Source organism: Lysobacter sp. yr284, from assembly GCF_900107375.1.
Lineage (GTDB): Bacteria > Pseudomonadota > Gammaproteobacteria > Xanthomonadales > Xanthomonadaceae > Lysobacter.
On the sequence record NZ_FNPT01000018.1, the window covers coordinates 40279 to 66971 of the forward strand.

The 26693-nt window shown below is 70.8% G+C and carries 21 protein-coding genes; 16 read left to right on the top strand and 5 right to left on the bottom strand.

Going from position 1 to position 26693, the window contains the following annotated elements; genetic code table 11:
- Positions 1 to 35 precede the first annotated feature (35 nt).
- The 12 genes from ilvC (at position 36) to glpK (ending at position 14319) form a co-directional block, all read left to right on the top strand.
- Positions 36 to 1070 (top strand): ketol-acid reductoisomerase, encoded by a 1035-nt coding sequence (gene ilvC, locus BLV01_RS20135; RefSeq protein WP_091804245.1) that lies wholly within the window; start codon positions 36 to 38, stop codon positions 1068 to 1070.
- Complete coding sequence (gene ilvG, locus BLV01_RS20140; RefSeq protein ID WP_091804249.1) at positions 1070 to 2818, top strand: acetolactate synthase 2 catalytic subunit; 1749 nt, start codon at positions 1070 to 1072, stop codon at positions 2816 to 2818. The genes ilvC and ilvG overlap by 1 nt, the downstream gene beginning before the upstream one ends.
- On the top strand, positions 2802 to 3038 hold the full coding sequence (locus BLV01_RS20145) for an ACT domain-containing protein (protein ID WP_057946323.1): 237 nt from the start codon (positions 2802 to 2804) through the stop codon (positions 3036 to 3038). Before ilvG ends, BLV01_RS20145 begins: the two co-directional genes overlap by 17 nt.
- The gene (locus tag BLV01_RS20150; protein WP_091804252.1) at positions 3029 to 4009 is read left to right on the top strand and encodes an aminotransferase class IV; all 981 of its coding nucleotides are present in this window, start codon (positions 3029 to 3031) and stop codon (positions 4007 to 4009) included. Before BLV01_RS20145 ends, BLV01_RS20150 begins: the two co-directional genes overlap by 10 nt.
- 2 nt (positions 4010 to 4011) lie before the next feature.
- Complete coding sequence (locus BLV01_RS20155) at positions 4012 to 5127, top strand: threonine dehydratase (protein ID WP_091804254.1); 1116 nt, start codon at positions 4012 to 4014, stop codon at positions 5125 to 5127.
- On the top strand, positions 5124 to 6725 hold the full coding sequence (locus BLV01_RS20160; protein ID WP_091804257.1) for a 2-isopropylmalate synthase: 1602 nt from the start codon (positions 5124 to 5126) through the stop codon (positions 6723 to 6725). The genes BLV01_RS20155 and BLV01_RS20160 overlap by 4 nt, the downstream gene beginning before the upstream one ends.
- A gap of 144 nt (positions 6726 to 6869) precedes the next feature.
- Positions 6870 to 8300, top strand: a complete 1431-nt coding sequence (gene leuC / locus BLV01_RS20165; protein WP_091804260.1) for a 3-isopropylmalate dehydratase large subunit — start codon at positions 6870 to 6872, stop codon at positions 8298 to 8300.
- Positions 8300 to 8917 carry a 3-isopropylmalate dehydratase small subunit gene (gene leuD, locus BLV01_RS20170; RefSeq protein ID WP_091804263.1) on the top strand — a complete coding sequence of 206 codons (618 nt, stop codon included), beginning with the start codon at positions 8300 to 8302 and terminating at the stop codon, positions 8915 to 8917. Before leuC ends, leuD begins: the two co-directional genes overlap by 1 nt.
- Positions 8907 to 9995 carry a 3-isopropylmalate dehydrogenase gene (leuB, locus tag BLV01_RS20175; RefSeq protein ID WP_091804266.1) on the top strand — a complete coding sequence of 363 codons (1089 nt, stop codon included), beginning with the start codon at positions 8907 to 8909 and terminating at the stop codon, positions 9993 to 9995. The genes leuD and leuB overlap by 11 nt, the downstream gene beginning before the upstream one ends.
- Positions 9996 to 10321: 326 nt before the next feature.
- Positions 10322 to 11833, top strand: a complete 1512-nt coding sequence (gene glpD, locus BLV01_RS20180) for a glycerol-3-phosphate dehydrogenase (protein WP_091804268.1) — start codon at positions 10322 to 10324, stop codon at positions 11831 to 11833.
- Positions 11834 to 12007: 174 nt separating this feature from the next.
- The gene (locus BLV01_RS20185; RefSeq protein ID WP_217633549.1) at positions 12008 to 12727 is read left to right on the top strand and encodes an MIP/aquaporin family protein; all 720 of its coding nucleotides are present in this window, start codon (positions 12008 to 12010) and stop codon (positions 12725 to 12727) included.
- An 86-nt stretch (positions 12728 to 12813) separates the two neighbouring features.
- The gene (gene glpK, locus BLV01_RS20190) at positions 12814 to 14319 is read left to right on the top strand and encodes a glycerol kinase GlpK (protein ID WP_091804271.1); all 1506 of its coding nucleotides are present in this window, start codon (positions 12814 to 12816) and stop codon (positions 14317 to 14319) included.
- Positions 14320 to 14366: 47 nt separating this feature from the next.
- Here glpK and BLV01_RS20195 read toward each other — a convergent pair whose 3' ends face one another.
- Positions 14367 to 17531 carry an efflux RND transporter permease subunit gene (locus BLV01_RS20195; RefSeq protein WP_091804274.1) on the bottom strand — a complete coding sequence of 1055 codons (3165 nt, stop codon included), beginning with the start codon at positions 17529 to 17531 and terminating at the stop codon, positions 14367 to 14369.
- A 128-nt stretch (positions 17532 to 17659) separates the two neighbouring features.
- On the bottom strand, positions 17660 to 18718 hold the full coding sequence (locus tag BLV01_RS20200) for an efflux RND transporter periplasmic adaptor subunit (protein ID WP_254782706.1): 1059 nt from the start codon (positions 18716 to 18718) through the stop codon (positions 17660 to 17662).
- Positions 18719 to 18912: 194 nt separating this feature from the next.
- Here BLV01_RS20200 and BLV01_RS20205 point away from each other — a divergent pair, with 194 nt between their 5' ends.
- The 3 genes from BLV01_RS20205 to BLV01_RS20215 all read left to right on the top strand — a co-directional run bounded on the left by BLV01_RS20205 (position 18913) and on the right by BLV01_RS20215 (position 21957).
- The gene (locus BLV01_RS20205; protein WP_091804280.1) at positions 18913 to 19596 is read left to right on the top strand and encodes a TetR/AcrR family transcriptional regulator; all 684 of its coding nucleotides are present in this window, start codon (positions 18913 to 18915) and stop codon (positions 19594 to 19596) included.
- A 176-nt stretch (positions 19597 to 19772) separates the two neighbouring features.
- Entirely contained in the window at positions 19773 to 20441 is a 669-nt protein-coding gene (locus tag BLV01_RS20210; RefSeq protein ID WP_091804283.1) for a protein-L-isoaspartate O-methyltransferase family protein, read from the top strand.
- An 88-nt stretch (positions 20442 to 20529) separates the two neighbouring features.
- Positions 20530 to 21957 carry a TolC family outer membrane protein gene (locus BLV01_RS20215; protein ID WP_091804286.1) on the top strand — a complete coding sequence of 476 codons (1428 nt, stop codon included), beginning with the start codon at positions 20530 to 20532 and terminating at the stop codon, positions 21955 to 21957.
- 139 nt (positions 21958 to 22096) lie between these two features.
- Here BLV01_RS20215 and BLV01_RS26425 read toward each other — a convergent pair whose 3' ends face one another.
- Positions 22097 to 22264 carry a hypothetical protein gene (locus BLV01_RS26425; RefSeq protein ID WP_175486138.1) on the bottom strand — a complete coding sequence of 56 codons (168 nt, stop codon included), beginning with the start codon at positions 22262 to 22264 and terminating at the stop codon, positions 22097 to 22099.
- A gap of 203 nt (positions 22265 to 22467) precedes the next feature.
- Positions 22468 to 23763, bottom strand: coding sequence for a lipid IV(A) 3-deoxy-D-manno-octulosonic acid transferase (waaA, locus tag BLV01_RS20220; protein WP_091804289.1), 1296 nt, complete (start codon positions 23761 to 23763; stop codon positions 22468 to 22470).
- Between the two features lie 573 nt (positions 23764 to 24336).
- Between waaA and lpxL the strand changes: the two genes are divergently transcribed.
- The gene (gene lpxL / locus BLV01_RS20225; RefSeq protein ID WP_091804292.1) at positions 24337 to 25263 is read left to right on the top strand and encodes an LpxL/LpxP family Kdo(2)-lipid IV(A) lauroyl/palmitoleoyl acyltransferase; all 927 of its coding nucleotides are present in this window, start codon (positions 24337 to 24339) and stop codon (positions 25261 to 25263) included.
- Positions 25264 to 25381: 118 nt separating this feature from the next.
- Here the strand turns inward: lpxL and BLV01_RS20230 are convergent, their stop codons facing one another.
- On the bottom strand, positions 25382 to 26689 hold the full coding sequence (locus BLV01_RS20230; protein WP_091804377.1) for an O-antigen ligase family protein: 1308 nt from the start codon (positions 26687 to 26689) through the stop codon (positions 25382 to 25384).
- Positions 26690 to 26693: the final 4 nt, after the last annotated feature.

Here is a 26693-nt window from a genome sequence, read left to right on the forward strand (position 1 = left end):
CTCCTCTCCGCTCACTCCTGCCTACGAGACCCGCCATGACCAGCACCGCCTCCCGTCCCAAGATCGCCGTCGTCGGCTACGGCAGCCAGGGCCGCGCCCACGCGCTCAACCTGCGCGATTCCGGATTCGACGTCACCGTAGGCCTGCGTCCCGGCGGCCCGACCGAAATCAAGGCCAAGGCCGACGGCTTCACCGTGCAAACCCCGGCCGAAGCCGTCGCCGGCGCCGATCTCGTCGCCGTGCTGACCCCGGACATGGTCCAACCGCAGCTCTACCGCGAGGTGATCGAACCTAATATCCGCCAAGGCGCCTGCCTGCTGTTCGCGCACGGCTTCAACGTGCACTACGGCCAGATCGCGCCGCGCGCCGACCTCGACGTGGTTCTGGTCGCGCCGAAGGGCCCGGGCGCGCTGGTCCGCCGCGAATACGAAATCGGCCGCGGCGTGCCGAGCGTCTACGCGGTGCACCAGGACACCAGCGGCCGCGCCGAAGAGTTCGCCCTGACCTACTGCGCCGGCATCGGCGGCGCGCGCCAGAACGCGATCAAGACCACGTTCAAGGAAGAGACCGAGACCGACCTGTTCGGCGAGCAGGCGGTGCTGTGCGGCGGCGCGACCAAGCTGGTCCAGGCCGGCTGGGAAACCCTGGTCGAAGCCGGCTACCAGCCGGAAGTCGCCTATTACGAGTGCCTGCACGAACTGAAGCTGATCGTCGACCTGTTCTACGAAGGCGGCATCACCCGCATGCACGAGTTCATCAGCGAGACCGCCCAGTACGGCGCGCTGACCCGCGGCACCTACGTGGTCGACGACAACACCCGCGCGCAGATGCGCAAGGTGCTGGCCGAGATCCAGGACGGCACCTTCGCCAAGCAGTGGATCGCCGAGTACGCCTCGGGCAACGCCAACTACAAGGCGCTCAAGCGCGGCGACCTGGAGCATCCGATCGAAGCGGTCGGCAAGAAGCTGCGCGCGAACATGAAGTGGCTCGACAACGCTCCCAAGACCGCGGCCGCTCCGGCGCCCGCGCCGGCCGCGGCCCGCGGCGAACGACAGGAAGAGGCCGCCTGATGAACGGTGCCCGCTGGCTGGCGCAAGCGCTGGCCGCAGAAGGCGTGGACACGCTGTTCGGTTATCCGGGCGGCACGATCATGCCTTTCTACGACGCTTTGCACGGATCGGACCTCAAGCACATCCTGGTCCGCCACGAGCAAGGCGCGGCTTTCGCGGCCAACGGCTACGCCCGTGCCAGCGGGCGAGTCGGGGTCTGCGTAGCCACGTCCGGCCCGGGCGCATCCAACCTGGTCACCGGCATCGCCGACGCGATGCTGGACTCGGTGCCGATGGTCTGCATCACCGGACAAGTCGCGACTTCGCTGATGGGCACCGACGCGTTCCAGGAACTGGACGTGTTCGGCATGACCCTGCCGATCGTCAAGCACAGCTTCCTGGCGCGCAGCGTCGACGACCTGCCGCGCATGCTCGGCGAAGCGTTCCGGCTGGCGCGTTCGGGCCGGCCGGGGCCGGTGCTGATCGACCTGCCCAAGGACGTGCAGAACGCCGACGCCTCGCACCTGCCGGTGCATGCGCCGCTGCCGACCGATCCGGTTCCGGCCGCGCCGGACGCCTCGTACCACGAAGCCGCCGCGTTGATCGCGCATGCGCGCAAGCCGCTGGTCTACGGCGGCGGCGGCATTTCGCTGGGCGATGCGGTGGAATCGTTCCGCGCCTTCGTCGAAGGCAGCCAGATCCCGGCAGTGCTGACGCTGAAGGGATTGGGCGCGCTGCCGGCCGATCATGCGCTGAACCTGGGCATGCTCGGCATGCACGGCACCCGCGCGGCGAATCTGTCGGTGCAGGAATGCGACCTGCTGATCGTGGTCGGCGCGCGCTTCGACGACCGCGCCACCGGCAAGCTGGCCGAGTTCGCGCCGAACGCGCGGGTGGTCCACATGGACCTGGACGCCTGCGAGATCGGCAAGCTGCGCCACGCCGACGCTGGCGTGCGCGGCTGCCTACGCCGCTCGCTGGATGCGCTGACCCCGGCGATCAGCGCGCAGCTGCAGGGCCGCAACGGCGGCGCCCGCCGCGCCTGGCGCGACACCTGCCTGCAGCGCAAGCGCGAGTGCGCGCCGCGCTACGACGCGCCGGGCGAGACGGTGTACGCGCCGGCGTTGCTGCGCACGCTGTCCGAGCGCGCGCCGCAGGCGGTGGTCGCCTGCGACGTCGGCCAGCACCAGATGTGGGTCGCCCAGCACTGGCGCTTCGACGATCCGCGCAAGCACCTGACCAGCGGCGGCCTCGGCGCGATGGGCTTCGGCGTGCCGGCCGCGTTGGGCGCGCAGTTGGAGAACCCGGACGCCACGGTGATCTGCGTCAGCGGCGACGGCTCGTTCCTGATGAACGTGCAGGAGCTGGCGACCATCGCCCGCTATCGCCTGCCGGTGAAGATCGTGCTGCTCGACAACCAGGCCCTGGGCATGGTGCGGCAGTGGCAGGAGTTGTTCTTCGAGCGCCGCTATTCGGAGATCGACCTGTCCGACAACCCGGACTTCTGCGCGATCGCCGCCGCGTTCGGGATCAAGGCGATGTACGTCGATCGCGCCGATTCGGTCGACGAAGCGCTGGACTACATGCTCGACACCCCCGGCCCCGTGCTGCTGCACGTGGCCATCGACCAGGCCGCCAACGTCTGGCCGCTGGTCCCGCCGAACCACAACAACGCGCAGATGCTGGACCCGGAAGCGAGCGACGCCGACGCGATCGCCAGCCTGACGCCCCCCGCCGAAAAGGAGAGCGCCCATGCGATACCAGCTTGATCTGACCCTGCGCCAGGCCGAAGGCGCCCTGGCCCGGGTACTGGGCGCCGCCGAACGCCGCGGCTTCCGTCCGCTGTCGGTGGACGGCGAGGCGCAACCCGACGGCGACCGCTGGCACCTGCGCATGACCGTGGAAGGCGACCGCGCCGACACCGCCCTGCAGAGCCAGCTCGCCAAGCTCTACGACTGTCTTGCCGTCGAGGTTTCGCCATGCACCTGACCACCGAAGTTCTCGAACGTCCCGAACACGCGCAGGCGCCGGCGCATGCCGCCGCGACGGTGCGCGAGCGCGCGCCTGCGCCCAGCCGCAGCATCGAGGTTCCGGCCGCGCAGCCGCAGATCTGGTTCGATGGAAAGTTCATAAGCACCGACGCACCCGAAGCGCCGCTGACCACCCATGCCATGCACTACGGCACCGCGGTGTTCGAAGGCATCCGCAGCTACGCCACCGCCGACGGCGGCGCCGCGGTGTTCCGCCTGCCCGAACACCTGGAGCGCATGCGCAAGGGCGCGGACATGTTCGGCATCGATTTCGACGTCGAACGCGCCGGCCGCGCGGTGCTGGACACGCTGCGCGCCAACGGCCATCGCGACGCCTACATCCGTCCGCTGACCTGGATGGGCACCGGCAGCATCGGTCTGGACGTGGACCCGCTGAGCCAGCACCTGATGGTCGCCACGATGGCCAAGGTCGTGCACCTCGGCGGCGCGCGCACCCGCCTGACGGTGTCGCCGTGGAAGCGCAACCCGGCCACTTCGCTGCCGCCGCTGAAGCTGTCGGGCGCCTACGTCAACTCGATCCTGGCCAAGCGCGAGGCCAAGCAGCGCGGCTTCGACGAAGCGCTGTTCACCGACGACAAGGGCTACGTGGTCGAGTGCACCGGCGCCAACGTGTTCATGGTCAAGAACGGCGAGGTGACTTCGGTCGAGCACCGCGACGCGCTGCCGGGCATCACCCGCGACACCATGATCGCGCTGTCGGGCGCGGCTTCGCGCGAAGTCACCCTGCACGAACTGCTGGACGCCGACGAAGTGTTCGTCTGCGGCACCGCCGCCGAAGCCTGCGCCATCGACGTGCTGGACCGCCGCGTGTTCGGCGACAACCCGGTCACCCGCGAACTGTCGGCGCTGTACGCGCAGGTCGTGCGCGGGCAGGACCGCGGCTATGCGCATTGGCTGACGGCGGTCTGAGCATGGACGGCGACGTAGTACGCACCCGGGTCGACGTCGGCGCCGCCGATCTGCTGGCGGCGCAGGCGCGGTTGCGCCGCTACCTCAGCGTCACTCCGCTGCACCACGCCGAGCGCTTCGGCTGCTGGCTGAAGCTGGAGAACCTGCAGCGCACCGGCTCGTACAAGGTGCGCGGCGCGCTCAACGCGCTGCTGGCCGCGCGCGAACGCGGCGATCACCGCCCGGTGATCGCCGCCTCGGCCGGCAACCACGCCCAGGGCCTGGCCTGGGCCGCGTATCGCCTCGGCGTCAACGCGATCACGGTGATGCCGCGCTGCGCGCCGCAGACCAAGATCGCCGGCGTCGCCCACTGGGGCGCGACCGTACGCCTGCACGGCGACACCTACGACGAAGCCAAGGCCTTCGCGATCGAACTGGCGCAGCAGCACGACTACCGCCTGCTGTCGGCGTTCGACGACCCCGACGTGATCGCCGGCCAGGGCACCGTCGGCCTGGAGCTGGCCGCGTTCGCGCCCGACGTGGTGCTGGTGCCGATCGGCGGCGGCGGGCTCGCCTCCGGCGTGGCCCTGGCGCTGAAGTCGCAAGGCGTGCGCATCATCGGCGCCCAGGTCGAGGGCGTCGATTCGATGGCGCGCGCGCTGCGCGGCGACCGCCGCCTGATCGAGCCGGTCGCGACCCTGGCCGACGGCGTGCGGGTCAAGGACCCCGGCCGGCTGACCCAACGCCTGCTGGCCGACCTGCTCGACGATGTGGTGATCGTGCGCGAAGCCGAACTGCGCGAGACCCTGGTCCGGCTGGCGCTGGAAGAACACATCATCGCCGAAGGCGCCGGCGCGCTGGCGCTGGCCGCCGGCCGCCGCATCGCCGCCAAGCGCAAGTGCGCGGTGGTCTCCGGCGGCAACCTCGACGCCGGCGTGCTGGCGCAGTTGTTGTCGGAAGTGCGACCGCGCGCACCGCGGCGGCCGCGCCGTCGCAATCGCGACACCGCGCTGTCGCGCGCCGGCGCCAGCATCGAGGCGGACATTTACCGCCTGGCCAACCTGCCGCCGCCGCGCGCGGCGTCGCCCGTCCCCTCTCCCTCCCCGCATCGCACCGTTACAGAGGACATCCCCGCATGAACGAGTCGCCCGGTCCGGTAGCGTCGATTACCGACGCGCCGCAACACGTCACCATTTTCGACACCAGCCTGCGCGACGGCGAGCAATCGCCCGGCTGCAGCATGAGCGCCAGCCAGAAGCTGCGCTTCGCCCATGCGCTCAGCGAGCTCGGCGTGGACGTCATCGAGGCCGGCTTCCCCGCGAGTTCCGAGGCCGACCTCGAGGGCGTGCGGTCGATCGTGCGCGAAGTGCGCGGCTCGTCGCTGGCCACCCTGGCGCGCTGCCACCCCGGCGACATCGAAGCCTGCGCGCGCGCGCTTGAGGGCGCGGCCAAGCCGCGCATCCACGTGTTCATCTCGACCAGCCCGCTGCACCGCCAGCACAAGCTCAACCTGGACAAGCGGCAGGTGCTGGAGCGCGCGGTGGCCGCGGTCGAGCAGGCGCGCAAGTACGTCGACGACGTCGAGTTCTCCTGCGAGGACGCGCTGCGCACCGAGCACGACTACCTGGTCGAGATCTGCAGCGCCGCCATCGCCGCCGGCGCGCGCACCCTGAACATCCCCGACACCGTCGGCTACACCACCCCGAGCGAGATCCGCGCGCTGTTCGAGTACCTGCGCGACAACGTCCGCGACGCCCACAAGGCGGTGTTCAGCGCCCACTGCCACAACGACCTGGGCCTGGCCGTGGCCAACAGCCTGGCGGCGATCGAAGGCGGCGCGCGCCAGGTCGAGTGCACCATCAACGGCATCGGCGAGCGCGCCGGCAACTGCGCGCTGGAAGAGCTGGTGATGGCGCTGCGCGTGCGCAACGCCTACTACAACGCCAGCACCCGCATCGACACCCGCCGGCTGGTGCCGACCTCGCGCCTGCTCTCGCGCATCACCGGCATGGTGGTCCAGCGCAACAAGGCGGTGGTGGGCCAGAACGCGTTCGCGCACGAGTCGGGCATCCACCAGCACGGCATGCTGAAGCACCGCGGCACCTACGAGATCATGGCGCCGGAAGACGTCGGCTGGGCCCAGTCGCAGATGGTGATGGGCCGCCACAGCGGCCGCGCCGCGCTCAGCGACCGCCTGCAGACGCTGGGCTTCAGCCTGGACGAGGCGCGCCTGAACTCGGTGTTCGCCGCGTTCAAGACCCTGGCCGAGAAGAAGCGCGAAGTGTTCGACGCCGACCTGGAAGCGCTGGTGCTCGGCGCCGACGCCAAGGCCGCGCGCGGCTACCGGCTGGTGCGCGCCCACGTCAGCACCGGCGTCAGCGACGGCAGCCTGCCGACCGCGAGCGTGCAACTGGTCGATCCCGACGGCGCCACCGTCAGCGAGGCCGCGGTCGGCGACGGCCCGGTGCACGCGATGTTCGCCGCGCTGGCGCGCGCCACCGGCGTCGACCTGGGCATCGACAGCTACCACGTCTCCAGCGTGACCACCGGCGACGACGCCCAGGGCCAGGCCAGCGTGACCGCGCGCGTGGACGGGATCGAACTGACCGGTTCGGGCACCAGCACCGACATCATCGAGGCCAGCGCGCTGGCGTGGCTGGAACTGGCCAACCGGATGGTGCGCACGCAGCGGCAGCCTGAGCCGGCCGCGCCGCGCAAGGTCGCCGCAACCGCATGAAGAACGAAGCCCCTCTCCCGCCTGCGGGACAGGGGTTGGGGTGAGGCCCCCCCCCCTCATCCGGCCCTTCGGGCCATCTTCTCCCGCCAGCGGGAGAAGCAAACATCAAAGAACGAAAAACCAGAAGCCATAGTCGCCACCATCATGACTGCAGCCACCCAACCCACCACGCTGTTCGACAAACTGTGGACCGCCCACCTGGTCGCGCCCGAATCCGAGGCCGCGCCGGCGGTGCTCTACATCGACCTGCACCTGATCCACGAAGTGACCTCGCCGCAGGCCTTCGCCGAACTCGAAGCGCGCGGCCTGGGCCCGCGCCGGCCCGACCTCACCAAGGGCACGCTCGACCACTCCACCCCGACCCTGCCCGCCGGCGCCGACGGCCGCCTGCCCTACTACACCGCCGAGGCCGAGCATCAGGTCGAGACCCTGCGCCGCAACTGCGCGCGCCACGGCGTCGAGCTGTTCGACTACGACAGCGCGCACCGCGGCATCGTCCACGTGATCGGCCCGGAGCTGGGCCTGACCCAGCCCGGCCAGACCATCGTCTGCGGCGACAGCCACACCGCCACCCACGGCGCGTTCGGCGCGCTGGCCTTCGGCATCGGCACCAGCGAAGTCGGCCACGTGCTGGCCACCCAGTGCCTGCTGCAGCGCAAGCCCAAGACCCTGGCGATCGAGGTCGAAGGCGAGCTCGCGCCCGGCGTCGGCGCCAAGGACCTGATCCTGCACATCATCGGCGCGATCGGCGTCAACGGCGGCACCGGCCACGTCATCGAGTACCGCGGTTCGACCATCCGCGCGCTGTCGATGGACGAACGCATGACCGTGTGCAACATGTCGATCGAGGCCGGCGCGCGCGCCGGCCTGATCGCGCCGGACCAGGTCACCTTCGATTACCTGGCCCGGACCCCGCGCGCGCCGCGCGGCGGCGACTGGGACCGCGCGGTGGAACGCTGGCGCGGGTTCAAGACCGACGAAGGTGCGCGCTTCGACCGCGAAGTGCGCATCGACGCGAGCGCGATCAAGCCGACCCTGACCTGGGGCACGCACCCCGGCCAGGTCGCGGCGATCGACGCGCGCCTGCCGCAGGCCGACGACGCCGACGAAGCCAAGGCGCTGGCCTACATGGGTTTCGACAGCGGCGCGCCGATGGCGGGCCGGCCGGTCGACGTGGTGTTCGTCGGCAGTTGCACCAACTCGCGCCTGTCCGACCTGCGCCAGGCCGCGCAGGTGCTGCGCGGGCGCCGGGTGCATCCGCGCGTGCGCATGCTGGTGGTGCCGGGTTCCGAGCAGGTCAAGCGCGACGCCGAAGCCGAAGGCATCGACGCGGTGGTGCGCGCGGCCGGCGCCGAATGGCGCGAGCCGGGCTGTTCGATGTGCATCGCCATGAACGGCGACCTGGTCGGCGCGGGCCAACTGGCCGTGTCCACCAGCAACCGCAATTTCGAAGGCCGCCAGGGCAAGGGCGCGCGCACCCTGCTGGCCTCGCCGCTGACCGCCGCGGCCTGCGCCGTGGCCGGGCAGGTGGTGGATCCGCGCGAGTATCTGACCGACGTCAAGGAGGTCGCGTAATGTCCGCCGGCATTTCCGAAGTCGTCTCGCGCACCGTGGTCCTGCGCGAACGCAACATCGACACCGACCAGATCATTCCCGCGCGCTTCCTCACCACCACCCAGCGCCAGGGCCTGGGCAAGTTCGCCTTCAACGACTGGCGCTACCTCGCCGACGGCGCGCCGAACCCCGAGTTCGAGCTCAACAAGCCGGCCAACGCCGGCGCCGCGATCCTGGTCGCCGGGCGCAACTTCGGCTGCGGCTCCTCGCGCGAACACGCGCCGTGGGCGCTGACCGACCTCGGCCTGCGCGCGGTGATCAGCAGCGAGATCGCCGACATCTTCCGCAGCAACTCGCTCAAGAACGGCCTGCTGCCGGTCGTGGTCGAGCAAGAACTGCTGGACGAGTTGCTGGAGCGCCCCGGCATCGAGCTGCGCATCGACGTGCGCGAGCGCCGGCTGCACCTGCCCGACGGGCGCAGCGTGCAGTTCCCGCTCGACGCCTTCGCCCAGACCTGCCTGATCGAGGGCGTCGACCAGCTCGGCTACCTGCTGCGCCAGCTCGACGCCATCCACGTCTACGAACAACGCCGCGCCGCGGCCCACAACGAATCCCAGGAGCAAGTCCATGCGCGCTGACATCGTCGTTCTCGAAGGCGACGGCATCGGTCCGGAAGTCACCGCCGCCGCGGTCCAGGTGTTGCAGGCGGTCGCCGCCCGCTACGGCCACCAGTTCGAACTGCAGCGCCACCTGATCGGCGGCGCGGCGATCGACGCCACCGGCGAGCCGCTGCCGGCGGCGACGCTGCAGGCCTGCCAGCGCAGCGACGCGGTGCTGCTCGGCGCGGTCGGCGGGCCGAAGTGGTCCGACCCCAAGGCCAAGGTGCGGCCCGAACAAGGCCTGCTGGCGCTGCGCAAGGGCCTGGGCCTGTACGCCAACCTGCGCCCGGTGCAGCCGCACGCGGCGACCCTGGGCGCCTCGCCGATCAAGCCGCACCTGCTCGCCGGGGTGGACATGATCGTGGTGCGCGAGCTCACCGGCGGCATCTACTTCGGCGACAAGCAACGCAGCGAATCCAGCGCCAGCGACCTGTGCCAGTACAGCGTGGCCGAGATCGAGCGCGTGGTCCGCCGCGCCTGCCAGCTGGCGCGCGGCCGCCGCAGCCACGTGGTCAGCGTGGACAAGGCCAACGTGCTGGAAACCTCGCGGCTGTGGCGCGAGGTGGCGACGCGGGTCGCGCGCGAGGAATTCCCCGAGGTGACCCTGGAGCACCAGCTGGTGGATTCGATGGCCATGCACCTGATCGCCAAGCCGCGCGCGTTCGACGTGATCGTCACCGAGAACATGTTCGGCGACATCCTCACCGACGAGGCCTCGATGCTGGCCGGCTCGCTCGGCCTGCTGCCGTCGGCGTCGCTGGGCGAGGGCAAGGTCGGCCTGTACGAACCGATCCACGGCTCGGCGCCCGACATCGCCGGCCGCGGCATCGCCAATCCCTGCGGCACCATCCTCAGCGCCGCCTTGCTGCTGCGCCACTCGCTGGGCCTGGACGCCGAAGCCGCCTGCCTGGAGCAGGCGGTGGCCGCGGTGCTCGACGCCGGCGTGCTGACCGCCGACCTGGCTCCGGCCGGCGAGGCCGCGACCACCGCCCAGGTCACCGCCGCGGTGCTGGCCCAGCTCGACCTGCCCTGCCACGTCGCCGAACTGCGCGACTGAACGCAGCGGCCGTCCCTCCCCGCGTGGGGGAGGGACGCCACGGCATTCCTCCAACGACACAGGCCCCATGCGACGCGAACGGATCCCCGAAATAACAAAGCGAACCCCACCGCTCTCTCCAGCAACACCCTTCCCCTCGCCCGACGCTCCCCCGCATCGGGCTTTTTTTCGTCCGCGCGCCGGCCCGCGGCCGACATCGATCCCTCACCCGCCATTGATGTGAACCCAGGCAACAATCGCCGCAACACGCTGTGCGATCATCCCGACGCACCCTGGGCCGGCGCCAAGCAGCCCGCAGTCCTACGCGAACGCGCCCCCGGCACCGCATGACCGAAGCAGAAGCACCCACGGCCGACCTGCTGATCGTCGGCGGCGGCATCAACGGCGCGGCGATCGCGCGCGACGCGGCCGGACGCGGGTTGTCCGTGGTGCTGTGCGAGCGCGGCGACATCGCCTCGCACACTTCCAGCGCCAGCACCAAGCTGATCCACGGCGGCCTGCGCTACCTCGAACAATTCGAGTTCGCCCTGGTCGGCAAGGCCCTGGCCGAACGCAAGCGCCTGCTGCGCATGGCCCCGCACATCATCTGGCCGCTGCGCTTCGTGCTGCCGCACCAGCCGCACCTGCGCCCGGCCTGGATGATCCGCATCGGCCTGTTCCTCTACGACCGCCTCGGCGGGCGCCGCAGCCGCGAACTGCCGGGCTCGCGCTCGGTCAACCTGCGCAAGCACATCGCCGGGCGGCCGCTGCGCGAGGAGTTCAGCCGCGGCTTCGTCTATTCCGACGCCTGGGTGCAGGACGCCCGGCTGTGCGTGCTCAACGCCATGGATGCGGCCGAACGCGGCGCGCAGGTGTGGGGGCGCACCGCCTGCGTCGGCGCCGAACGCGGCGCGCAGCACTGGCAGGCGCAACTGCGCGGCCCCGACGGCGCGCTGCGCCAGGTCCGCGCGCGCGCCCTGGTCAACGCCGCCGGCCCGTGGGCGGCGAGCTTCCTGGACGGCATCGCGCGCGTCGCCCACCAGCGCAACCTGCGCCTGATCAAGGGCAGCCATATCGTGGTGCCGCGGCTGTTCGAGCACGACCACGCCTACATCTTCCAGCAACCCGACCGGCGCATCGTGTTCGCGATCCCCTACGAACACGACTACACCCTGATCGGCACCACCGACGTGGACTACCGCGAGGACCCGTCGGCGCCGCGCATCTCCGGCGAGGAAATCGACTACCTGTGCGCCGCCGCCTCGCGCTATTTCCAGCGCCCGGTGCTGGCCGAGGACGTGGTGTGGACCTACAGCGGCGTGCGCCCGCTGCTCGACGACGACAGCGACAAGGCCTCGCAGATCACCCGCGACTACGTGCTCGACCTCGACCACGGCGGCGCGCCCGTGCTGAGCGTGTTCGGCGGCAAGATCACCACCGCGCGCAAGCTCGCCGAAGAGGCCTGCGACACCCTGGCGCCGCTGCTGGACAACCGTCGCGGCGCCTGGACCGGCGCCTCGAAGCTGCCCGGCGGCGACTTCCCGGACGCCGATTTCGAGGCGTTTTTTGAGGATTTCAGCCTGCGCCGGCCGTGGCTGCCGGACCCGCTGGCCTACCGCCTGTGCCGCAACTACGGCAGCCGCGCGCTGCGCATCGTCGAGAGCTGCGTGCGCCTGCAGGACCTGGGCGAGCGCTACGGCGCCGACCTGTACCGGGCCGAAGTGGATTACCTGATCGACTTCGAATGGGCGCGCACGGCCGAGGACATCCTGTGGCGGCGTTCCAAGCTCGGCCTGCGCTTCGATGCGGCCGGGCGCGAGGCGTTGCAGCGCTACATGGCGCAGCGGATTTCGGCATGATCGCCCTCGCGCCTCGATGCCCAACGGCAGCAGCGGCGCGAGCCGCGACCGCGACAACGCAACTGCGACGAAACCCGCACCGTGGCTGCGTTGTCGCGGTCGCGGCTCGCGCAGCCCCTACAAGCAGATACCCACAACGTTGACGTAATCGCGACTTAAGGAGATCCACCCGCAATGGCCAGCCCCATGGCGCAATACCTCAGCGAGTTCATCGCCACCGGCATGCTGATCCTGCTCGGCAACGGCGTGGTCGCCGGCGCGCTGCTCAACCAGTCCAAGGCGCAGGGCGCCGGCTGGGGCGTGATCACCGCGGCCTGGGGCCTGGCGGTGCTGATCGGCATCTACATCGCCGGCCCGACCAGCGGCGCGATCATGAACCCGGCGCTGACCATCGCCCTGGCCGCGATCGGCAAGCTGTCGTGGGCGCTGGTGCCCGGCTTCGTGGTCGCCCAGCTCGCCGGCGCCTTCGCCGGCGCGACCCTGGTGTGGCTGGCCTACCTCGCCCACTGGCGGGTCAGCGACGACGCCGAACTCAAGCGCGCGATCTTCTGCACCTCGCCGGCGATCCGCGACACCAAGGCCAACGTGCTGACCGAAGTCATCGGCACCTTCGCCCTGACCTTCGGCGCGCTCGCCGTCGGCGCCAACACCCTCGCCCCGGGCATGGGCCCGCTCGGCGTCGGCCTGCTGGTGGTGGTGATCGGCATGTCGCTCGGCGGCCCGACCGGCTACGCCATCAACCCCGCGCGCGACCTCGGCCCGCGCCTGGCCCACGCGCTGTTGCCGATCGCCGGCAAGGGCGGCTCGGACTGGGGCTATGCGTGGGTGCCGGTGGTCGCGCCGATCGTCGGCGCGCTGCTCGGGGCGTTCGCGTTTCAGGCCGTTTACGGCTAAGAGAGCGTGAGCGACCTTCGCTGCGCGGCCGATCGCGGTTTCATCCTCCCATTCTTATCCGCTAACCCCTATCCGGGCGGCCCACCATGACCAAGCGCTACATCCTCGCCATCGACCAAGGCACCACCAGCTCGCGCGCCATGCTGTTCGACCGCGACGGCAGCATCGTCGGGGTGGCGCAGCGCGAGTTCGAGCAATTCTTCCCGCGGCCGGGCTGGGTCGAGCACGATCCGCGCGAGATCCTCGCCAGCGTGCAGACCACCGCCATCGAGGTGATGACCAAGGCGCAGGTCAGCGCGGCGCAGATCGCCGGGATCGGCATCACCAACCAGCGCGAGACCACGGTGGTGTGGGACCGCCACACCGGGCAGGCGGTGCACAACGCCATCGTCTGGCAGTCGCGGCAGACCGCGCAGATCTGCGAGCAGCTCAAGGCCGACGGCTACGAGCCGATGGTGCGCGAACGCACCGGCCTGCTGATCGACGCGTACTTCTCCGGCACCAAGGTCAAGTGGATCCTCGACAACGTCGAGGGCGCGCGGGCCAAGGCCGAGCGCGGCGACCTGCTGTTCGGCACCATCGACACCTGGCTGATCTGGAACCTGTCGGAGAACAAGGCCCACGTCACCGACTACAGCAACGCCTCGCGCACGCTGATGTACGACATCCACAAGCGCCAGTGGTGCCCGCAACTGCTGGAGATGCTCGGTGTGCCGGCGTCGATGCTGCCGGAGGTACGTTCCAGCAGCGAGGTCTACGCCCACACCGGCGCGCGCCATTTCTTCAACAACTCGGTGCCGATCTGCGGCGTCGCCGGCGACCAGCAGGCGGCGCTGTTCGGCCAGGCCTGCTTCGAGGCCGGCATGGCCAAGAACACCTACGGCACCGGTTGCTTCCTGCTGATGAACACCGGCGACAAGGCGGTGCGCTCGGACAACGGCCTGCTGACCACCATCGCCTGGGGCGTCGACGGCAAGGTCGAGTACGCGCTGGAAGGCAGCATCTTCGTCGCCGGCTCGGCGGTGCAATGGCTGCGCGACGGCTTGCGCATGCTCGGCAAGGCCGGCGACTCGCAGGCCTACGCCGAGCGCGCGCGCTCGACCGAGGGCGTGTACTTCGTCCCGGCCTTCGTCGGCCTGGGCGCGCCGTACTGGCGCAGCGACGTGCGCGGGGCGATGTTCGGGCTGACCCGCGGCACCCGCAAGGAACACTTCGTCCGCGCCGTGCTCGAATCGTTGGCCTACCAGACCCGCGACGTGCTCAGCGCGATGCAGGCCGACGCCGGCATCGAACTGACCTCGCTGCGCGCCGACGGCGGCGCCATCGCCAACGACTTCACCGCGCAATTCCAGGCCGACATCCTCAACGTCGCCCTGGAGCGGCCGCGGATCAACGAGACCACGGCGCTGGGCGCGGCGTATCTGGCGGGGCTGGCGGTGGGGTTCTGGGACAGCCGCGAGCAGATCGCGCAGCAGTGGCAGGTGGAGCGCAGCTTCGAGCCGCAGATGCTGGAGGCCGAGCGCGAGAAGCTTTATGCGGGGTGGAAGCGGGCGATCGAAGCCACGCTGGCTTTCAGCGTCGAGCATGCCTGATTCAAGCCCCTCTCCCGCTTGCGGGAGAGGGGATGTGGCGGCGGCGCTTAGCCCTGCTCCGGCACCTTCACCTTGAACCATGCCGCATACAGCGCCGGCAGGAACAACAAGGTCAGCGCCGTCGCCACCATCAAGCCGCCCATGATCGCCACCGCCATCGGCCCGAAGAAGGCGCTGCGCGACAGCGGGATCATCGCCAGGATCGCCGCCAACGCGGTCAGCACGATCGGCCGGAACCGGCGCACGGTCGCATCGACGATCGCCTTCCAAGGCTCGTGTCCTTCCGCCCGGTCCTGCTCGATCTGATCCACCAGGATCACCGAGTTGCGCATGATCATGCCCGCCAGCGCGATCGTGCCCAGCATCGCCACGAACCCGAACGGCACCCGGAATATCAGCAGGAACAAGGTCACCCCGATCAGGCCCAGCGGCGCGGTCAGCAGCACCATGAAGCTGCGCGAGAAGCTGCGCAGCTGCAGCATCAGCAGGGTGAACACCACGAACAGGAACAGCGGCATGCCGGCGTTGATCGACTTCTGCCCGCGCGAGGAGTCCTCGACGCTGCCGCCGACCTTGATCGAATAGCCGTACGGCAGTTGCGCGCGCAGCGCGTCCAGGGTCGGCGAGATCTGCGCGGTCACGCTCGCCGGCTGGGTGCCGTCGTAGATGTCGGCGCGCACGGTCATGGTCGGCTGGCGGTCGCGGTGCCAGATGATGCCTTCCTCGAAGCCGTATTCCAGGGTCGCGATCTGGCTCAGCGGCACGCTGCGGCCGTTGCCGGTCGGCACCATCAGGTTGCCGAGCATGTCGAGCTGGATGCGTTCCTGGTCCGGGCCGCGCAGCAGCATCTCGATCAGGCGGTTGCTCTCGCGGTAGGTGCTGATGTGCGAGCCCGACAGCGAGCTGGACAGGAACTGCGACAGTTGCGCCGAGCTGATGCCGAGCGCGCGCGCGCGTTCCTGGTCGACCTGCAGCCGTACCACCTTGCTCGGCTCGTCCCAGTCGAGGTTGACGTTGGCCACGTGCGGGTTCTCGCGGATCTTCTCGCGCACCTGGTAGGCGAGCTTGCGCACCTGGTCGATGTGCTCGCCGGAGACGCGGAACTGCACCGGGTAGCCGACCGGCGGGCCGTTCTCCAGCCGGGTCACGCGCAGCTGCAGTTCGGGGAAGCGCGGGACCACGTCGCGGATGACCCAGTCGCGCAGGGTCTCGCGCGCCTTGAGGTCCTTGGGCATCAGCACGAACTGGGCGAAGTTCGCCGCCGGCAACTGCTGGTCCAGCGGCAGGTAGAAGCGCGGCGAACCGGTGCCGACGTAGGCGACGTAGTTGTCCAGGTCCTTGCGCTGCTTGAGCAGCGCCTCCAGGCGCGCGACCTGCTCGGCGGTCTGGCGCAACGAGGCGCCTTCGGCCAGCTCCATGTCCACCATCAGCTCCGGCCGCACCGAGTCGGGGAAGAACTGCTGCGGCACGAAGCGGAACAGGAAGATCGAACCGACGAACGCGGCCACGGTCACCGCGATCACCAGCCAGCGCCGGCGCACGCACCACAGCACCCAGCCGCGGAAGCGCACGTAGAACTTCGATTCGTAGGGGTCGTGCGCGTGGCCGTCGATCGGCGGCTTGGGCGCGATCGCGCCGGCCAGCGCCGGCACCCGCCGCGCCAGGCCCTCGCGCGCGCCTTGCCAGCGCGCGGCCAGCGAGCCGGGCTTCGGCGGCGCGGCCGCGTGGCCGTAGTCCGGCAGCAGCTTGTCGCCGAGGAAGGGAATGAACGCGACCGCGGCGATCCACGACACGCACAGCGCGATGGTCACCACTTCGAACAGCGAGCGGGTGTATTCGCCGGTGCTGGAGGCCGCGGTGGCGATCGGCAGGAAGCCGGCCGCGGTGATCAGGGTGCCGGTCAGCATCGGGAAGGCGGTGCTTTCCCAGGCGAAGGCGGCCGCGCGCAGGCGGCTGTAGCCCTGCTCCATCTTGATCGCCATCATTTCGACCGCGATGATCGCGTCGTCGACCAGCAGGCCCAGCGCCAGCACCAGCGCGCCCAGCGAGATCTTGTGCAGGCCGACGCCGAAGAAGTCCATGACCGCGAAGGTCATCGCCAGCACCAGCGGGATCGACAGCGCCACCACCAGGCCGGTGCGCAGGCCGAGCGAGAAGAAGCTCACCAGCAACACGATCGCGACCGCTTCGGCCAGCACCCGCACGAACTCGCCGACCGATTCCTCCACCGCCGCGGGCTGGTCGGCGACCTTGCGCAGTTGCATGCCGGCCGGCAGCGTTTTCTGCAGGCGCGCGAATTCGGTTTCCAAAGTCTTGCCGAGCTTGAGGATGTCGCCGCCTTGCTTCATCGACACGCCGATGCCGATCGCGTCCTCGCCCATGAAGCGCATGCGCGGCTGCGGCGGGTCGGCGAAGCCGCGGCGCACGTCGGCGACGTCGCCGAGGCGGAAGGTGCGGTCGCCGACCCGGATCGGGAATTCGCGGATCTGCTCGACCGTCTTGAACTGGCCGTCGACGCGGATCGGCACGCGGCTGGACGGGGTCTCGAAGAAGCCCGCCGGCACCAGCGCGTTTTGTTGGTTGAGCGCGTCCTGCACCGCCTGCGCCGGGACGCCGAGGGTGGACAGCTTCACGTTCGACAGCTCGACCCAGATCTTCTCGTCCTGCACGCCGAACAGCTCGATCTTGCCGACGTCGGGCTGGCTCTGCAGCGCCAGCTGCACGCGGTCGGCGTAGTCCCTGAGCACGGCGTAGTCGAAGCCCTGCCCGGTCAGCGCGTAGATGTTGCCGAAGGTGTCGCCGAATTCGTCGTTGAAGAACGGGCCGACGATGTCGTCGGGCATGGTCGGCCGGATGTCCCCGATCTTCTTGCGCACCTGGTACCACAGCGGCTGGACGTCCTTGGAGCGCATCGAGTCGCGCGCGGCGAAGATCACCTGCGACTCGCCGGGGCGCGAGTACGAGCGGATGAACTCGTACTGGCCGGTCTCCATGAGCTTCTTCTCGATCCGCTCGGTGACCTGGCGCGAGACCTGCTCGGCGGTGGCGCCCGGCCACAGCGTGCGCACCACCATCACCTTGAAGGTGAAGGCCGGATCCTCGCTGCGGCCCAGGCGCAGGTAGGACATCGCGCCGGCCAGGGCCAGCACCAGCATCGCGTAGACGATCAGGCTGCGGTGGCGCAGCGCCCATTCGGAAAGATTGAAGCGCATGGGGTCGGTTCGCTCTTGCGTTCTTTATCGCGCGCGCACAAGCGGGCGCGGGGTCCGGCGGGCCGGAACGTGCGTGCGCGGCGTGCGGCGCGACAAAGCGCCGGCGCGCGCGGGCGAGGCGGCGGCGTTCACCGCTCCACCGGATGGTTCTCGCGATCCACCGGCGCCACCTTCTGGCCGTCGCGCAGCAGATGGCCGCCGGCCACCACCACCCAGTCGTCCGGGCCCAGGCCCGAGCGCACCGGCACCCGCTCGGGGCCGTACGGCCCGGTCGTCACCGGCTTGAGCCTGACCGTGCCGGTGCGCGGATCGGCGACGAACACGGCGCGGCCCTGGCCGGTCTGCTGCACCGCGGCCAGCGGCACGCTCAAGCCCGAGGCGGCGGGGTCGGCCTGGTAGATGCGCGCGCTCTGGCCCAGTTCCAGGGTCCCGGCGGGCGCCTCGACGGTGACCCGCGCGGCGTAGGTGCGCGAGGCCGGATCGGCGGCCGGAGCGACTTCGCGCACCCGCCCGGGCCAGCGCTTGCCCGGGAGCGACCACAGCTCCACCTGCACCTGCTGGCCCGGCTTGAACGCGGCGATGACGCCCTCGGGCACGGCGAAGGCGACCTCGCGCGCGCCGTCGGCGGCCAGCGCGAACACCTGCTGGCCGGCGGCGACCACCTGCCCGGCCTCGGCCGCGCGCGAGGCGATCACCCCGGCGGCCGGCGCGCGCAACTGGGCGTAGGCCGACTGGTTGCGCGCCACTTCCCAATTGGCCCGGGCCGAATTGAGCTGGCCCTGCGCGGCCTTGGTCTGGGCATCCTGGGCGTCCTTGGTCGAGCGGCTGACCAACTGGTCCTTGGCCAACTGGTCGTAGCGGACCTGGTCGGCGCGGGCGCGGGCGTATTCGGCCTCGGCCGCGGCCAGTTGGGCCTGGGCGGCGCGGGTCTGCGCGTCCAGGTCGCCCGGGTCGAGCACCGCCAGCACCTGGCCGGCGGCCACGTGCGCGCCGACGTCGACCTTGCGCTCGACCAGCTTGCCGCCGACCCGGAACGACAGCGGGCTTTCCTCGCGCGCGCGGACCTCGCCGGCATAGGCCGCGATCGCGGCGACCGCGCCGCCGGGCTTGGCCACCAGCACCGGCCGCGCGCCCTCGGCGGCGGGCTTGGCGCCGCCGCAGGCGCTCAGGGCCAGGGCCAGCGCCACGGCCAGCCACAGCCGGGCGGAACCGCCGGCGCGGGCGACGGGAAAGCGGCCTGCGGGACGGATATGACCGAAGCAGGCATGATCTGCGACGGAGGCAGGAAAAATCCGGCTGCGCATTGCGGACGGCCTCTTTGAGAATTAATGTACTTGCCAGTACTGTATAAATATCAAACCCGACAGTCCAGTATTTAAGCATGGTCTCGCCCCGACCCTCCATCCCAACCGACGCCGCTGGTCAGAAGACCGCCGCCCCGAAGCCGGCCGGTCCCGGCCGCCCGAAGGATCTGAGCAAGCGCAACGCCATCCTCGAGGCGGCCAAGCGGCTGTTCCTGATCGAGGGCTACGACGGCGTCAGCATGGATCAGATCGCCGCCGAGGCCGGCGTCTCCAAGCTCACCGTCTACAGCCATTTCGGCGACAAGGAGACGCTGTTCGCGGCTGCCGTGCGCGCCCATTGCGAGCAGCACCTGCCGGCCCTGCTGTTCGCGCCGGAGCCCGGTACGCCGCTGCGCGAGCGCCTGCTGGCGATCGCCCAGGCCTTCTTCGAGATGGCCAGCGCGCCGGAAGCGATCCGCATCCACCGCCTGTTGTGCACCCCGCAGCTGGCCCAGTCGCCGCTGACCCGGCTGTTCTGGGACGTGGGTCCGCAACGGCTGCACGAGGAATTCGCCGGGCTGCTGCGCAGCCGCGCGCAGGCCGGCGAGCTGGACCTGGCCGACGCCGATACCGCCGCGCGCCAGTTCTTCGCCGTGCTCAAGGGCGAGCCGTACGCCTTGCTGATGCTGGGTTATCCCTTGCCCGGCAAGGCCGAGACCCGCGCCCACCTGGAGGCCTCGGTGGACATGTTCCTGCGCGCCTATGCGCGGCGCGGGGGCTGAACGTGCCGACCCTGGCGGCGCCGCGCGCAACGCTAAGTCCGCGGCGTGCCAGGAGTTCCGGTGACTTTCGGCACTGAGCCCGGTTGCCCGGGTGGTTAATTCTTTTTCCGCCGGGGGGCGCGCGGTCCCGGTAGAATTCGCGGTTCCCGCGCACGAATTTCCCGAAGAACCCCCACATGACTACGATCGATTACGCCAAGGCCCGAGAACTGATGGTCGAACAACAAGTTCGGCCCTGGGACGTGCTCGACCCGCGCGTGCTCGACGTGCTGGCGGCGCTGCCGCGCGAAGCCTTCGTCGCCGACGCGCACAAGAACCTCGCCTACGCCGACCTGGCGCTGCCGCTGGCCCACGGCGAGTTCATGATGAAGCCGGTGATGGAAGGCCGCACCCTGCAGTCGCTGGCGGTGGACCCGACCGACGACGTGCTCGAGATCGGCACCGGCAGCGGCTACCTGACCGCCTGCCTGGGCCGGCTGGCGCGCGAAGTGGTGAGCCTGGAGATCCACCCCGACCTCGCCGCGACCGCGCGCGAACGCCTGGCCGGGCAGACCATCCTCAACGCCCAGGTGGTCGACGCCGACGCGCTGAACTACAGCACCGACCGCCGTTTCAACGCGATCTGCGTCACCGGCGCGGTGTCGCAGATCCCGGCGCAATGGCTGCAGTGGCTGCAGCCCGGCGGCCGCCTGTTCGTGGTCCGCGGCCGCTCGCCGGCGATGGAAGCGGTCCTGGTCGGCGGCGGCGAGCGCAACGAAGTCAACGCCGCGCGCATCCAGTCGTTGTTCGAAACCGACCTGGCTTACCTGCAAGGCGCCGCGCCCGCGCCCGCCTTCGAGTTCTGACCGTCCTGTCAGTTGTACGTCAGCACACCGTAAGAGCCCGCGTGCCAGCATGCGGACCCATCAAAACACGCAAGTCCAAGGAAGCCGCATGATTCGCCGTCCGCTCGTTCTTGCCCTCGTCGTCGGCCTGCTGCCCGCGGCCGCGTCGGCCGAAGACCTGCTGCAGACCTACGAACAGGCGCGGCAGAGCGACCCGAGCCTGTCCCAGGCCGAGTCCACCCGGCTGGCGACCAAGGAAGACCGCATCCAGGCGCGCGCGCGGCTGCTGCCTTCGCTGTCGGCCGACGCCAAGCTGACCAAAAGCCGCAGCGAGAGCGTGTACCGCGCCACCCGCAACGGCTCGTCGACCGATCCGGACGACGTCGACATCCCCAACGGCACCGACGTGCGCTCCGACAGCACCAGCCGCAGCTACGGCATCAACGCCAGCCAGGTGCTGTTCGACCGCTCGCTGATCAAGAACCTGCAGAGCCAGACCAAGCTCAGCGAAGCGGCCGACTTCACCCTGGAATCGGCCAGCCAGGACCTGATCGTGCGCACCGCGCAGGCCTACTTCAACGTGTTGGTGGCGCTGGAGAACCTGGCCGCCGCCGAGGCCGCCGAGACCGCGCTGCAGAAGCAGTTCGACTACACCACCAAGCGCCTGGAGGTCGGCCTGGCGCCGATCACCGACGTGCACGAAGCGCGCGCCCAGTACGACAACGCCCGCGCGCTGACCATCACCGCGCGCAACACGGTCGAGGACAGCTACCAGGGCCTGAGCCAGATCACCGGCCAGCCGGTGACCACGCTCAAGGCGCTGCCGGCCGACTTCAAGCCGAACCTGCCGGAAACCCAGCAGGTCGACGCCTGGGTCGACAACGCGATCGCCACCAACCCGGCGCTGCGCGCGCGCAGGCTGGCGGTGGAATCGGCCGACATCGGGGTGGAAACCGCGCGTTCCGGCCACTGGCCGACGCTCAGCCTGAACGGCGGCTACGGCGACAGCGCGACCTGGGGCGACACCCACGCGCTCGGCCAGACCTTCGGCCAGCCCGGCAACGCCAACCACGGCCCCAGCATCGGCCTGACCTTCTCGGTGCCGCTGTACGCCGGCGGCGCGGTGCAGTCGGGCGTGCGCCAGGCGCTGGCGCGCCGCGACGCCGCCCAGGACCAGTACGAACTCGAACGCCGCCAACTGGTGCGCAGCACCCGCAACGCCTACCAGGTGCTGGTCGCCGGCATCAGCGAAGTCGAGGCGCGCCGCCTCGCGGTGGTCTCGGCGCAGGCCGCCTACGACGCCTCGCAGGTCGGCCTGGAAGTGGGCACCCGCACCGTGCTGGACGTGCTCAACAACCAGCGCACCCTGCTGCAGGCGCAGCAGTCCTACGCCCAGTCCAAGTACAACTTCCTGCTCAACCGCCTGCTGCTGGAACAGGCCGCCGGCTCGCTCGACATCGCCGACGTGCAGGACGTCAACCGCCTGCTGACCGCCGACGCCGCCACCAACCTGGCGCCGCCGCCGACGATGCGCTGAGCCGCGCGCGAATCGCGCAGCGACGAAAAAGCCGCCGTTTCCACGGCGGCTTTTTCGTTTCGCGGCGGCGGCGCGGTCTTTCGCCGCAGCGCGCCGGCGCCGGATCGCGCCGGTCGATCCCGGCACCCTCGGCCCCGGATCATTCGGGCAGTTCGAGCGCCATCAGCATCGCCAGGTACAGCAGCCACAGCGCCGCCATCGCGCTTCCCAGCGCGAGCCACGCCCGCCGGCCGGTTTTTCCGCGGGTCAGCCAGGCCGCCGCAAAGCAACACAATGCGGCCAACGGCAGCAACAACAATATCGGCACTGCGGCGCGCTCCTGAGCGTGGGCGTTCGTGGCCGGCGCGGCCTCGCGGCGATGCGCCTTCCTAGCGCGAGACTACACGCGCCCATCGAGCGTGCGGGCCGCTGCGCAGCGCAGTGGACCACGCCCCCGGTTCGCGCGGGCGCGGGCGCCGCGATCCGGCGCTGCCGGCGGACGTTGCCGGCCGCCAGCGACGGCCCGCCGCCTCAATCGCGCGGCGGCAACGCCGGCTGCAGCAGCGCCATCGTCCGCGCCAGCGCGCCGCGGCCGGTTTCCACCAGCGCGCGGCCGGCGGCGACCATCTGCGCGCGCTCGGCCGGATCGGCCAGCAGGCGCTCCACCGCCGCCTCGACCTGCTCGGCGTCCTGGCCGATGCGCAGCGCGCCGGCGTCGTCCAGGCGCTGGGCGATCTCGACGAAATTGTGCAGGTGCGGGCCGGTGACGATGGCGGTGCCGGTCGCGGCCGGTTCGAGCAGGTTGTGCCCGCCGATCGGCTGCAGGCTGCCGCCGACGAAGGCGACGTCGGCGCAGGCGTAGAAGCTCATCAGCTCGCCGAGGGTGTCGATCACGAACACGTCGTCGCCCGGCTGCGGCCAGCGCGCGCGCGAACGCGTGGACACCTGCCAGCCGGCGCTGCGCGCGTTCTCGGCCACCACCCGGAACCGCTCGGGGTGGCGCGGCGCCCACAGCAGCAGCAGGCCGGGGAAACGCTCGCGCAGGTGCCGGTGCATCGCCACGGTCACCGCTTCCTCGTCCTCGTGGGTGCTGGCGGCGATCCACACCGGGCGCTCGCCGGTGTGGCGATGGCATTCCTGGGCGAAGTCCTCCAGCGCGTCGGGCACGCTGACGTCGAACTTGAGGTTGCCGGTCTCCACCACCTGGCGCGGGTCGGCGCCGAGTTCGACGAAGCGCTGGCCGTCGGCGTGCGATTGCGCCGCGACCGTGCGCACCGTGCGCAGCGCGCGGCTGACCAGCGGCGCCAGCACCCGGTAGCCGCGCAGCGAGCGCTCCGACAGGCGCGCATTGAGGATGTAGGCGGGAATGCCGCGGTCGCGGCAGCCGAACAGCAGGTTCGGCCACAGCTCGGTTTCCATGATCAGCGCCGCGCACGGCTGGTGATGCTTGAGGAAGCGGCCGACCGCGCCGGGCAAGTCGTAGGGCAGGTAGACGTGCTCGACCGAATCGCTCCAGGCCGCGCGCGCGCGGTCGGCGCCGGTGGGTGTGATCGTGGTCACCAGCAAGCGCAGGTCCGGGCGGCCGCGGCGCAGCGCGTTGACCAGCGGGATCGCGGCATTGACCTCGCCGACCGAGACCGCGTGCAGCCACAGGGTGCGGGTCTGGGCCGGGCCGCGGTAGACCGCGTAGCGCTCCAGCCAGCCGCGGAAATACGCCGGCTGGCGAAAACCGCGCCAGATCAGGTGATAGACCGTGACCGGAGCCAACAGGTACAGGGCGACCGAATACAGGCCGCGCAACAGGCGCTCGATCAAATCCTTCCGCATGGCGCCAAGGATAAAGGCTGCGGCTGCGGTTCGGGGTGGCGGCGGTGTTCATGAAGCCGGTCCGGCGCTCGGGGCCGTCTGCCGTCGGCGCTGTTGCGGCTGCGTCGTTGCGGCGAACAGCGCAACCCGGCCGCGGCGGCGGGAGGGGCTTCCGCCGCGATGCTCCGCGCTCGGATCGCCGCGTCGCTGCGGACACAACAGCGTCGGGCCTGAAGACCCTCCCACAACCGCGGCGCTTCGCGATGTCCATCGCGAGCCCGCCTGGGTTTGCGTTCGCTGTGCGCTGCGGTTTAGGAGATACATCAACGGCAACGTCAAGATGGATCGCGGCTTTCGCCGCAATGACGGGGTCGCAGCGGTCCGATGGCACGGGCACGGGTATGGGCATGGGTGCGGGCAACTTGGCGATACGGCGATACGGCGACGCCGGACCATGGTCGCGGCGTCCACGCCGCGATTTCGCCCGATCCCGCGTCGCCTGCTTCATCGCCCGCCGCGCCGCGGGCTACGCCTCGGCGCCGGGCAATGCGTTGCGCTCACAGCATCGCCGCCCGCAGCGAATAAACTATCGCGATGGCCGAACCCGCCCTGCCCCCCCGTCCTTCCCTGCTCTCGCCGCGGCTGTGGCCGATGTGGCTGGCGCTGGCCGCGATGTGCGCCGGCGCGCGCCTGCCCTGGGGCCTGCAGCGCCGGCTCGGCGCGCTGATCGGCGCGTTCGCGCTGCGCGCGGCCGGCACCCGCCGGCGCGCGGCGCAGATCAACCTGAAGCTGTGCTTCCCGGAGAAGAGCGACGCCGAGCGCGAGACCCTGCTGCGCGAGAGTTTCCGCGACCTGGGCATCGGCTTCTTCGAGTTCGCCCGCGCCTGGTGGGGCGGGGTCGAGCCGATGCGGCGCACGGTGCGGATCGAGGGCGTGGAACTGCTCGACGAGGTCCGCGCCGCCGGCCGCGGCGTGCTGATGATCTCCGGCCACTTCATGACCCTGGAGATGTGCGGCCGGCTGATGTGCGACCGGCTGCCGCTGGCCGGCATGTACCGCAAGCACCGCAACCCGGTGATGGAATGGGCGGTCAAGCGCGGCCGCCTGCGCTACGCCGCGGCCATGTTCACCAACGAGGAGATCCGCCCGGCGATGCGCCACCTCAAGCAGGGCGGCTTCCTGTGGTACGCGCCGGACCAGGACATGCGCGGCAAGGACACCGTGTTCGCGCCGTTCTTCGGCGTGCCGGCGGCGACGATCACCGCCACCCACCAGTTCGCGCGCCTGGCCGGCTGCGCGGTGGTGCCGTTCTTCCATCGCCGCGAAGGCGCCGACTACATCCTGCGCGTCGGCGCGCCGCTGCCCGATTTTCCGTCCAGCGACGCCACCGCCGACAGCGCGCGGGTCAATGCCCAGATCGAGGCGATGGTGCGCGAAGCGCCGAGCCAGTACCTGTGGATCCACCGCCGGTTCAAGCGCCGGCCGCAAGGCATGACCTCGCCGTACAAACAGCAACCGTAAGCCGCGCCCGCTCCCTGTAGGAGCGGCGCAAGCCGCGACCGCCACATCGCGGCTACGTCGCAACCTTCGCCGTAGTTTCGATGTCGCGGTCGCGGCTTGCGCCGCTCCTGCATGAAAGCTACTCGCTGCGCGGCTGGGCCAGCAGGCTGCCCGCATACAACGCCGCCAGCAGCAGCGTCAGCCCGCCCCAGAAGGTCGAATAGAACGCCAGGTGGGTGTTGAGCGGGAACACCGTCACCGCCAGCGCCACCATCGCCGGACGCGCGCGTTCGCGCGCCTGCGCGTCGGCGAAGGCCCAGGCGCGCCACGCCAGCGCGGCGCCGGCCAGCCACAGCAGCAGGCCGAAGGCGCCGGTTTCGCTGAGCACTTCCAGGACCAGTTGGTGCGCGTGCAGGGCCGGGCCGTCGCCCCACGACGTGGTCACCCCCGGCATCGGGTCGCAGCCCGGGAAGGCTTCGCGGAAGCCGCGCGCGCCGACGCCGTTGAGCGGATGCGCGGCGATCATGCAACCGGCCGCGCGCCAGATCCGCGCGCGCCCGGACAGCGCGTCGTCGAGCCCGGCCACGTCGGCGCTGACGATGTGCGCGGTGCGTACCAGCCGCTCGTGCACCTGGCTGGAGGTGCGGTCCAGCACCACCAGCGCGAGCAGGCCGCAGGCGAACAGCGCCAGCAGCTTCTTCCAGCCCAGCAGGCGCCAGCCGCTGAGCAGCAGCACCAGGGCGAAGGTGATCCACGAGGCGCGCGAGCCGGCCAGCACCACCACGATGCCGGTCAGCGCGGTCGCCGCCAGCCAGCCGGCCAGGCCGTAGCGGCGGCCGGCGGCGTACAGCAGAAACGGCGAGAAGCTGGCGATGACCTGGCCGAGCTTGAGGTTGCACGGGCCGAGCACGCCGCCGAGGCGGTCGACCACCGCCAGTTCGCCCGCGGTGCACATGCCGTGCCCGCTGATCGCCTGCTTGGCCGCGTCGATGGCGCGGAACAGCGGGCTCTCGACCGCGCCGGACAGCGCCTGCAGCAGCGCGTCGGCGATCCACACCGCCAGGATCGCGGCCAATCCGCCGAAGGTGATGCGGCGTCCGCGCGGCGACGCCACCGCCGCGGCGACCAACCACAGGAACGGCAGATAGCGCAGGTCCACCGCGGCCTCGCGCAGCGCGCGCGCCGGATCGACCGCGTCGATCGCCGAGACCAGTTCGGGCAGCCAGTACGCCGCGAACAAGGCGCTGGTCAGCGCCCAGGCCGCGTCGCTGAGCAGGCGCGGGCCGGTGCGCATGCGCCCCAGCGCCAGCTTCACCAGCATGGTCAGCGCGCCCAGGCTCAACACGGTCTCGGCGAAGCCCGGCGCGAACAGCAGCGCGACATAGGCCAGCACCCAGACCGGCGCCCAGCGCCAGCCGACGATTTCCTGCGGCGGCGGCGCGCGCATCGCG

Bases quoted from the DNA above. Each gene is read 5' to 3' on its own strand.
- ilvC (WP_091804245.1), top strand. From the start codon at position 36: ATGACCAGCACCGCCTCCCGTCCCAAGATCGCCGTCGTCGGCTACGGC.
- ilvG (WP_091804249.1), top strand. From the start codon at position 1,070: ATGAACGGTGCCCGCTGGCTGGCGCAAGCGCTGGCCGCAGAAGGCGTG.
- BLV01_RS20145 (WP_057946323.1), top strand. From the start codon at position 2,802: ATGCGATACCAGCTTGATCTGACCCTGCGCCAGGCCGAAGGCGCCCTG.
- BLV01_RS20150 (WP_091804252.1), top strand. From the start codon at position 3,029: ATGCACCTGACCACCGAAGTTCTCGAACGTCCCGAACACGCGCAGGCG.
- BLV01_RS20155 (WP_091804254.1), top strand. From the start codon at position 4,012: ATGGACGGCGACGTAGTACGCACCCGGGTCGACGTCGGCGCCGCCGAT.
- BLV01_RS20160 (WP_091804257.1), top strand. From the start codon at position 5,124: ATGAACGAGTCGCCCGGTCCGGTAGCGTCGATTACCGACGCGCCGCAA.
- leuC (WP_091804260.1), top strand. From the start codon at position 6,870: ATGACTGCAGCCACCCAACCCACCACGCTGTTCGACAAACTGTGGACC.
- leuD (WP_091804263.1), top strand. From the start codon at position 8,300: ATGTCCGCCGGCATTTCCGAAGTCGTCTCGCGCACCGTGGTCCTGCGC.
- leuB (WP_091804266.1), top strand. From the start codon at position 8,907: ATGCGCGCTGACATCGTCGTTCTCGAAGGCGACGGCATCGGTCCGGAA.
- glpD (WP_091804268.1), top strand. From the start codon at position 10,322: ATGACCGAAGCAGAAGCACCCACGGCCGACCTGCTGATCGTCGGCGGC.
- BLV01_RS20185 (WP_217633549.1), top strand. From the start codon at position 12,008: ATGGCCAGCCCCATGGCGCAATACCTCAGCGAGTTCATCGCCACCGGC.
- glpK (WP_091804271.1), top strand. From the start codon at position 12,814: ATGACCAAGCGCTACATCCTCGCCATCGACCAAGGCACCACCAGCTCG.
- BLV01_RS20195 (WP_091804274.1), bottom strand. From the start codon at position 17,531: ATGCGCTTCAATCTTTCCGAATGGGCGCTGCGCCACCGCAGCCTGATC.
- BLV01_RS20205 (WP_091804280.1), top strand. From the start codon at position 18,913: ATGGTCTCGCCCCGACCCTCCATCCCAACCGACGCCGCTGGTCAGAAG.
- BLV01_RS20210 (WP_091804283.1), top strand. From the start codon at position 19,773: ATGACTACGATCGATTACGCCAAGGCCCGAGAACTGATGGTCGAACAA.
- BLV01_RS20215 (WP_091804286.1), top strand. From the start codon at position 20,530: ATGATTCGCCGTCCGCTCGTTCTTGCCCTCGTCGTCGGCCTGCTGCCC.
- waaA (WP_091804289.1), bottom strand. From the start codon at position 23,763: ATGCGGAAGGATTTGATCGAGCGCCTGTTGCGCGGCCTGTATTCGGTC.
- lpxL (WP_091804292.1), top strand. From the start codon at position 24,337: ATGGCCGAACCCGCCCTGCCCCCCCGTCCTTCCCTGCTCTCGCCGCGG.
- BLV01_RS20230 (WP_091804377.1), bottom strand. From the start codon at position 26,689: ATGCGCGCGCCGCCGCCGCAGGAAATCGTCGGCTGGCGCTGGGCGCCG.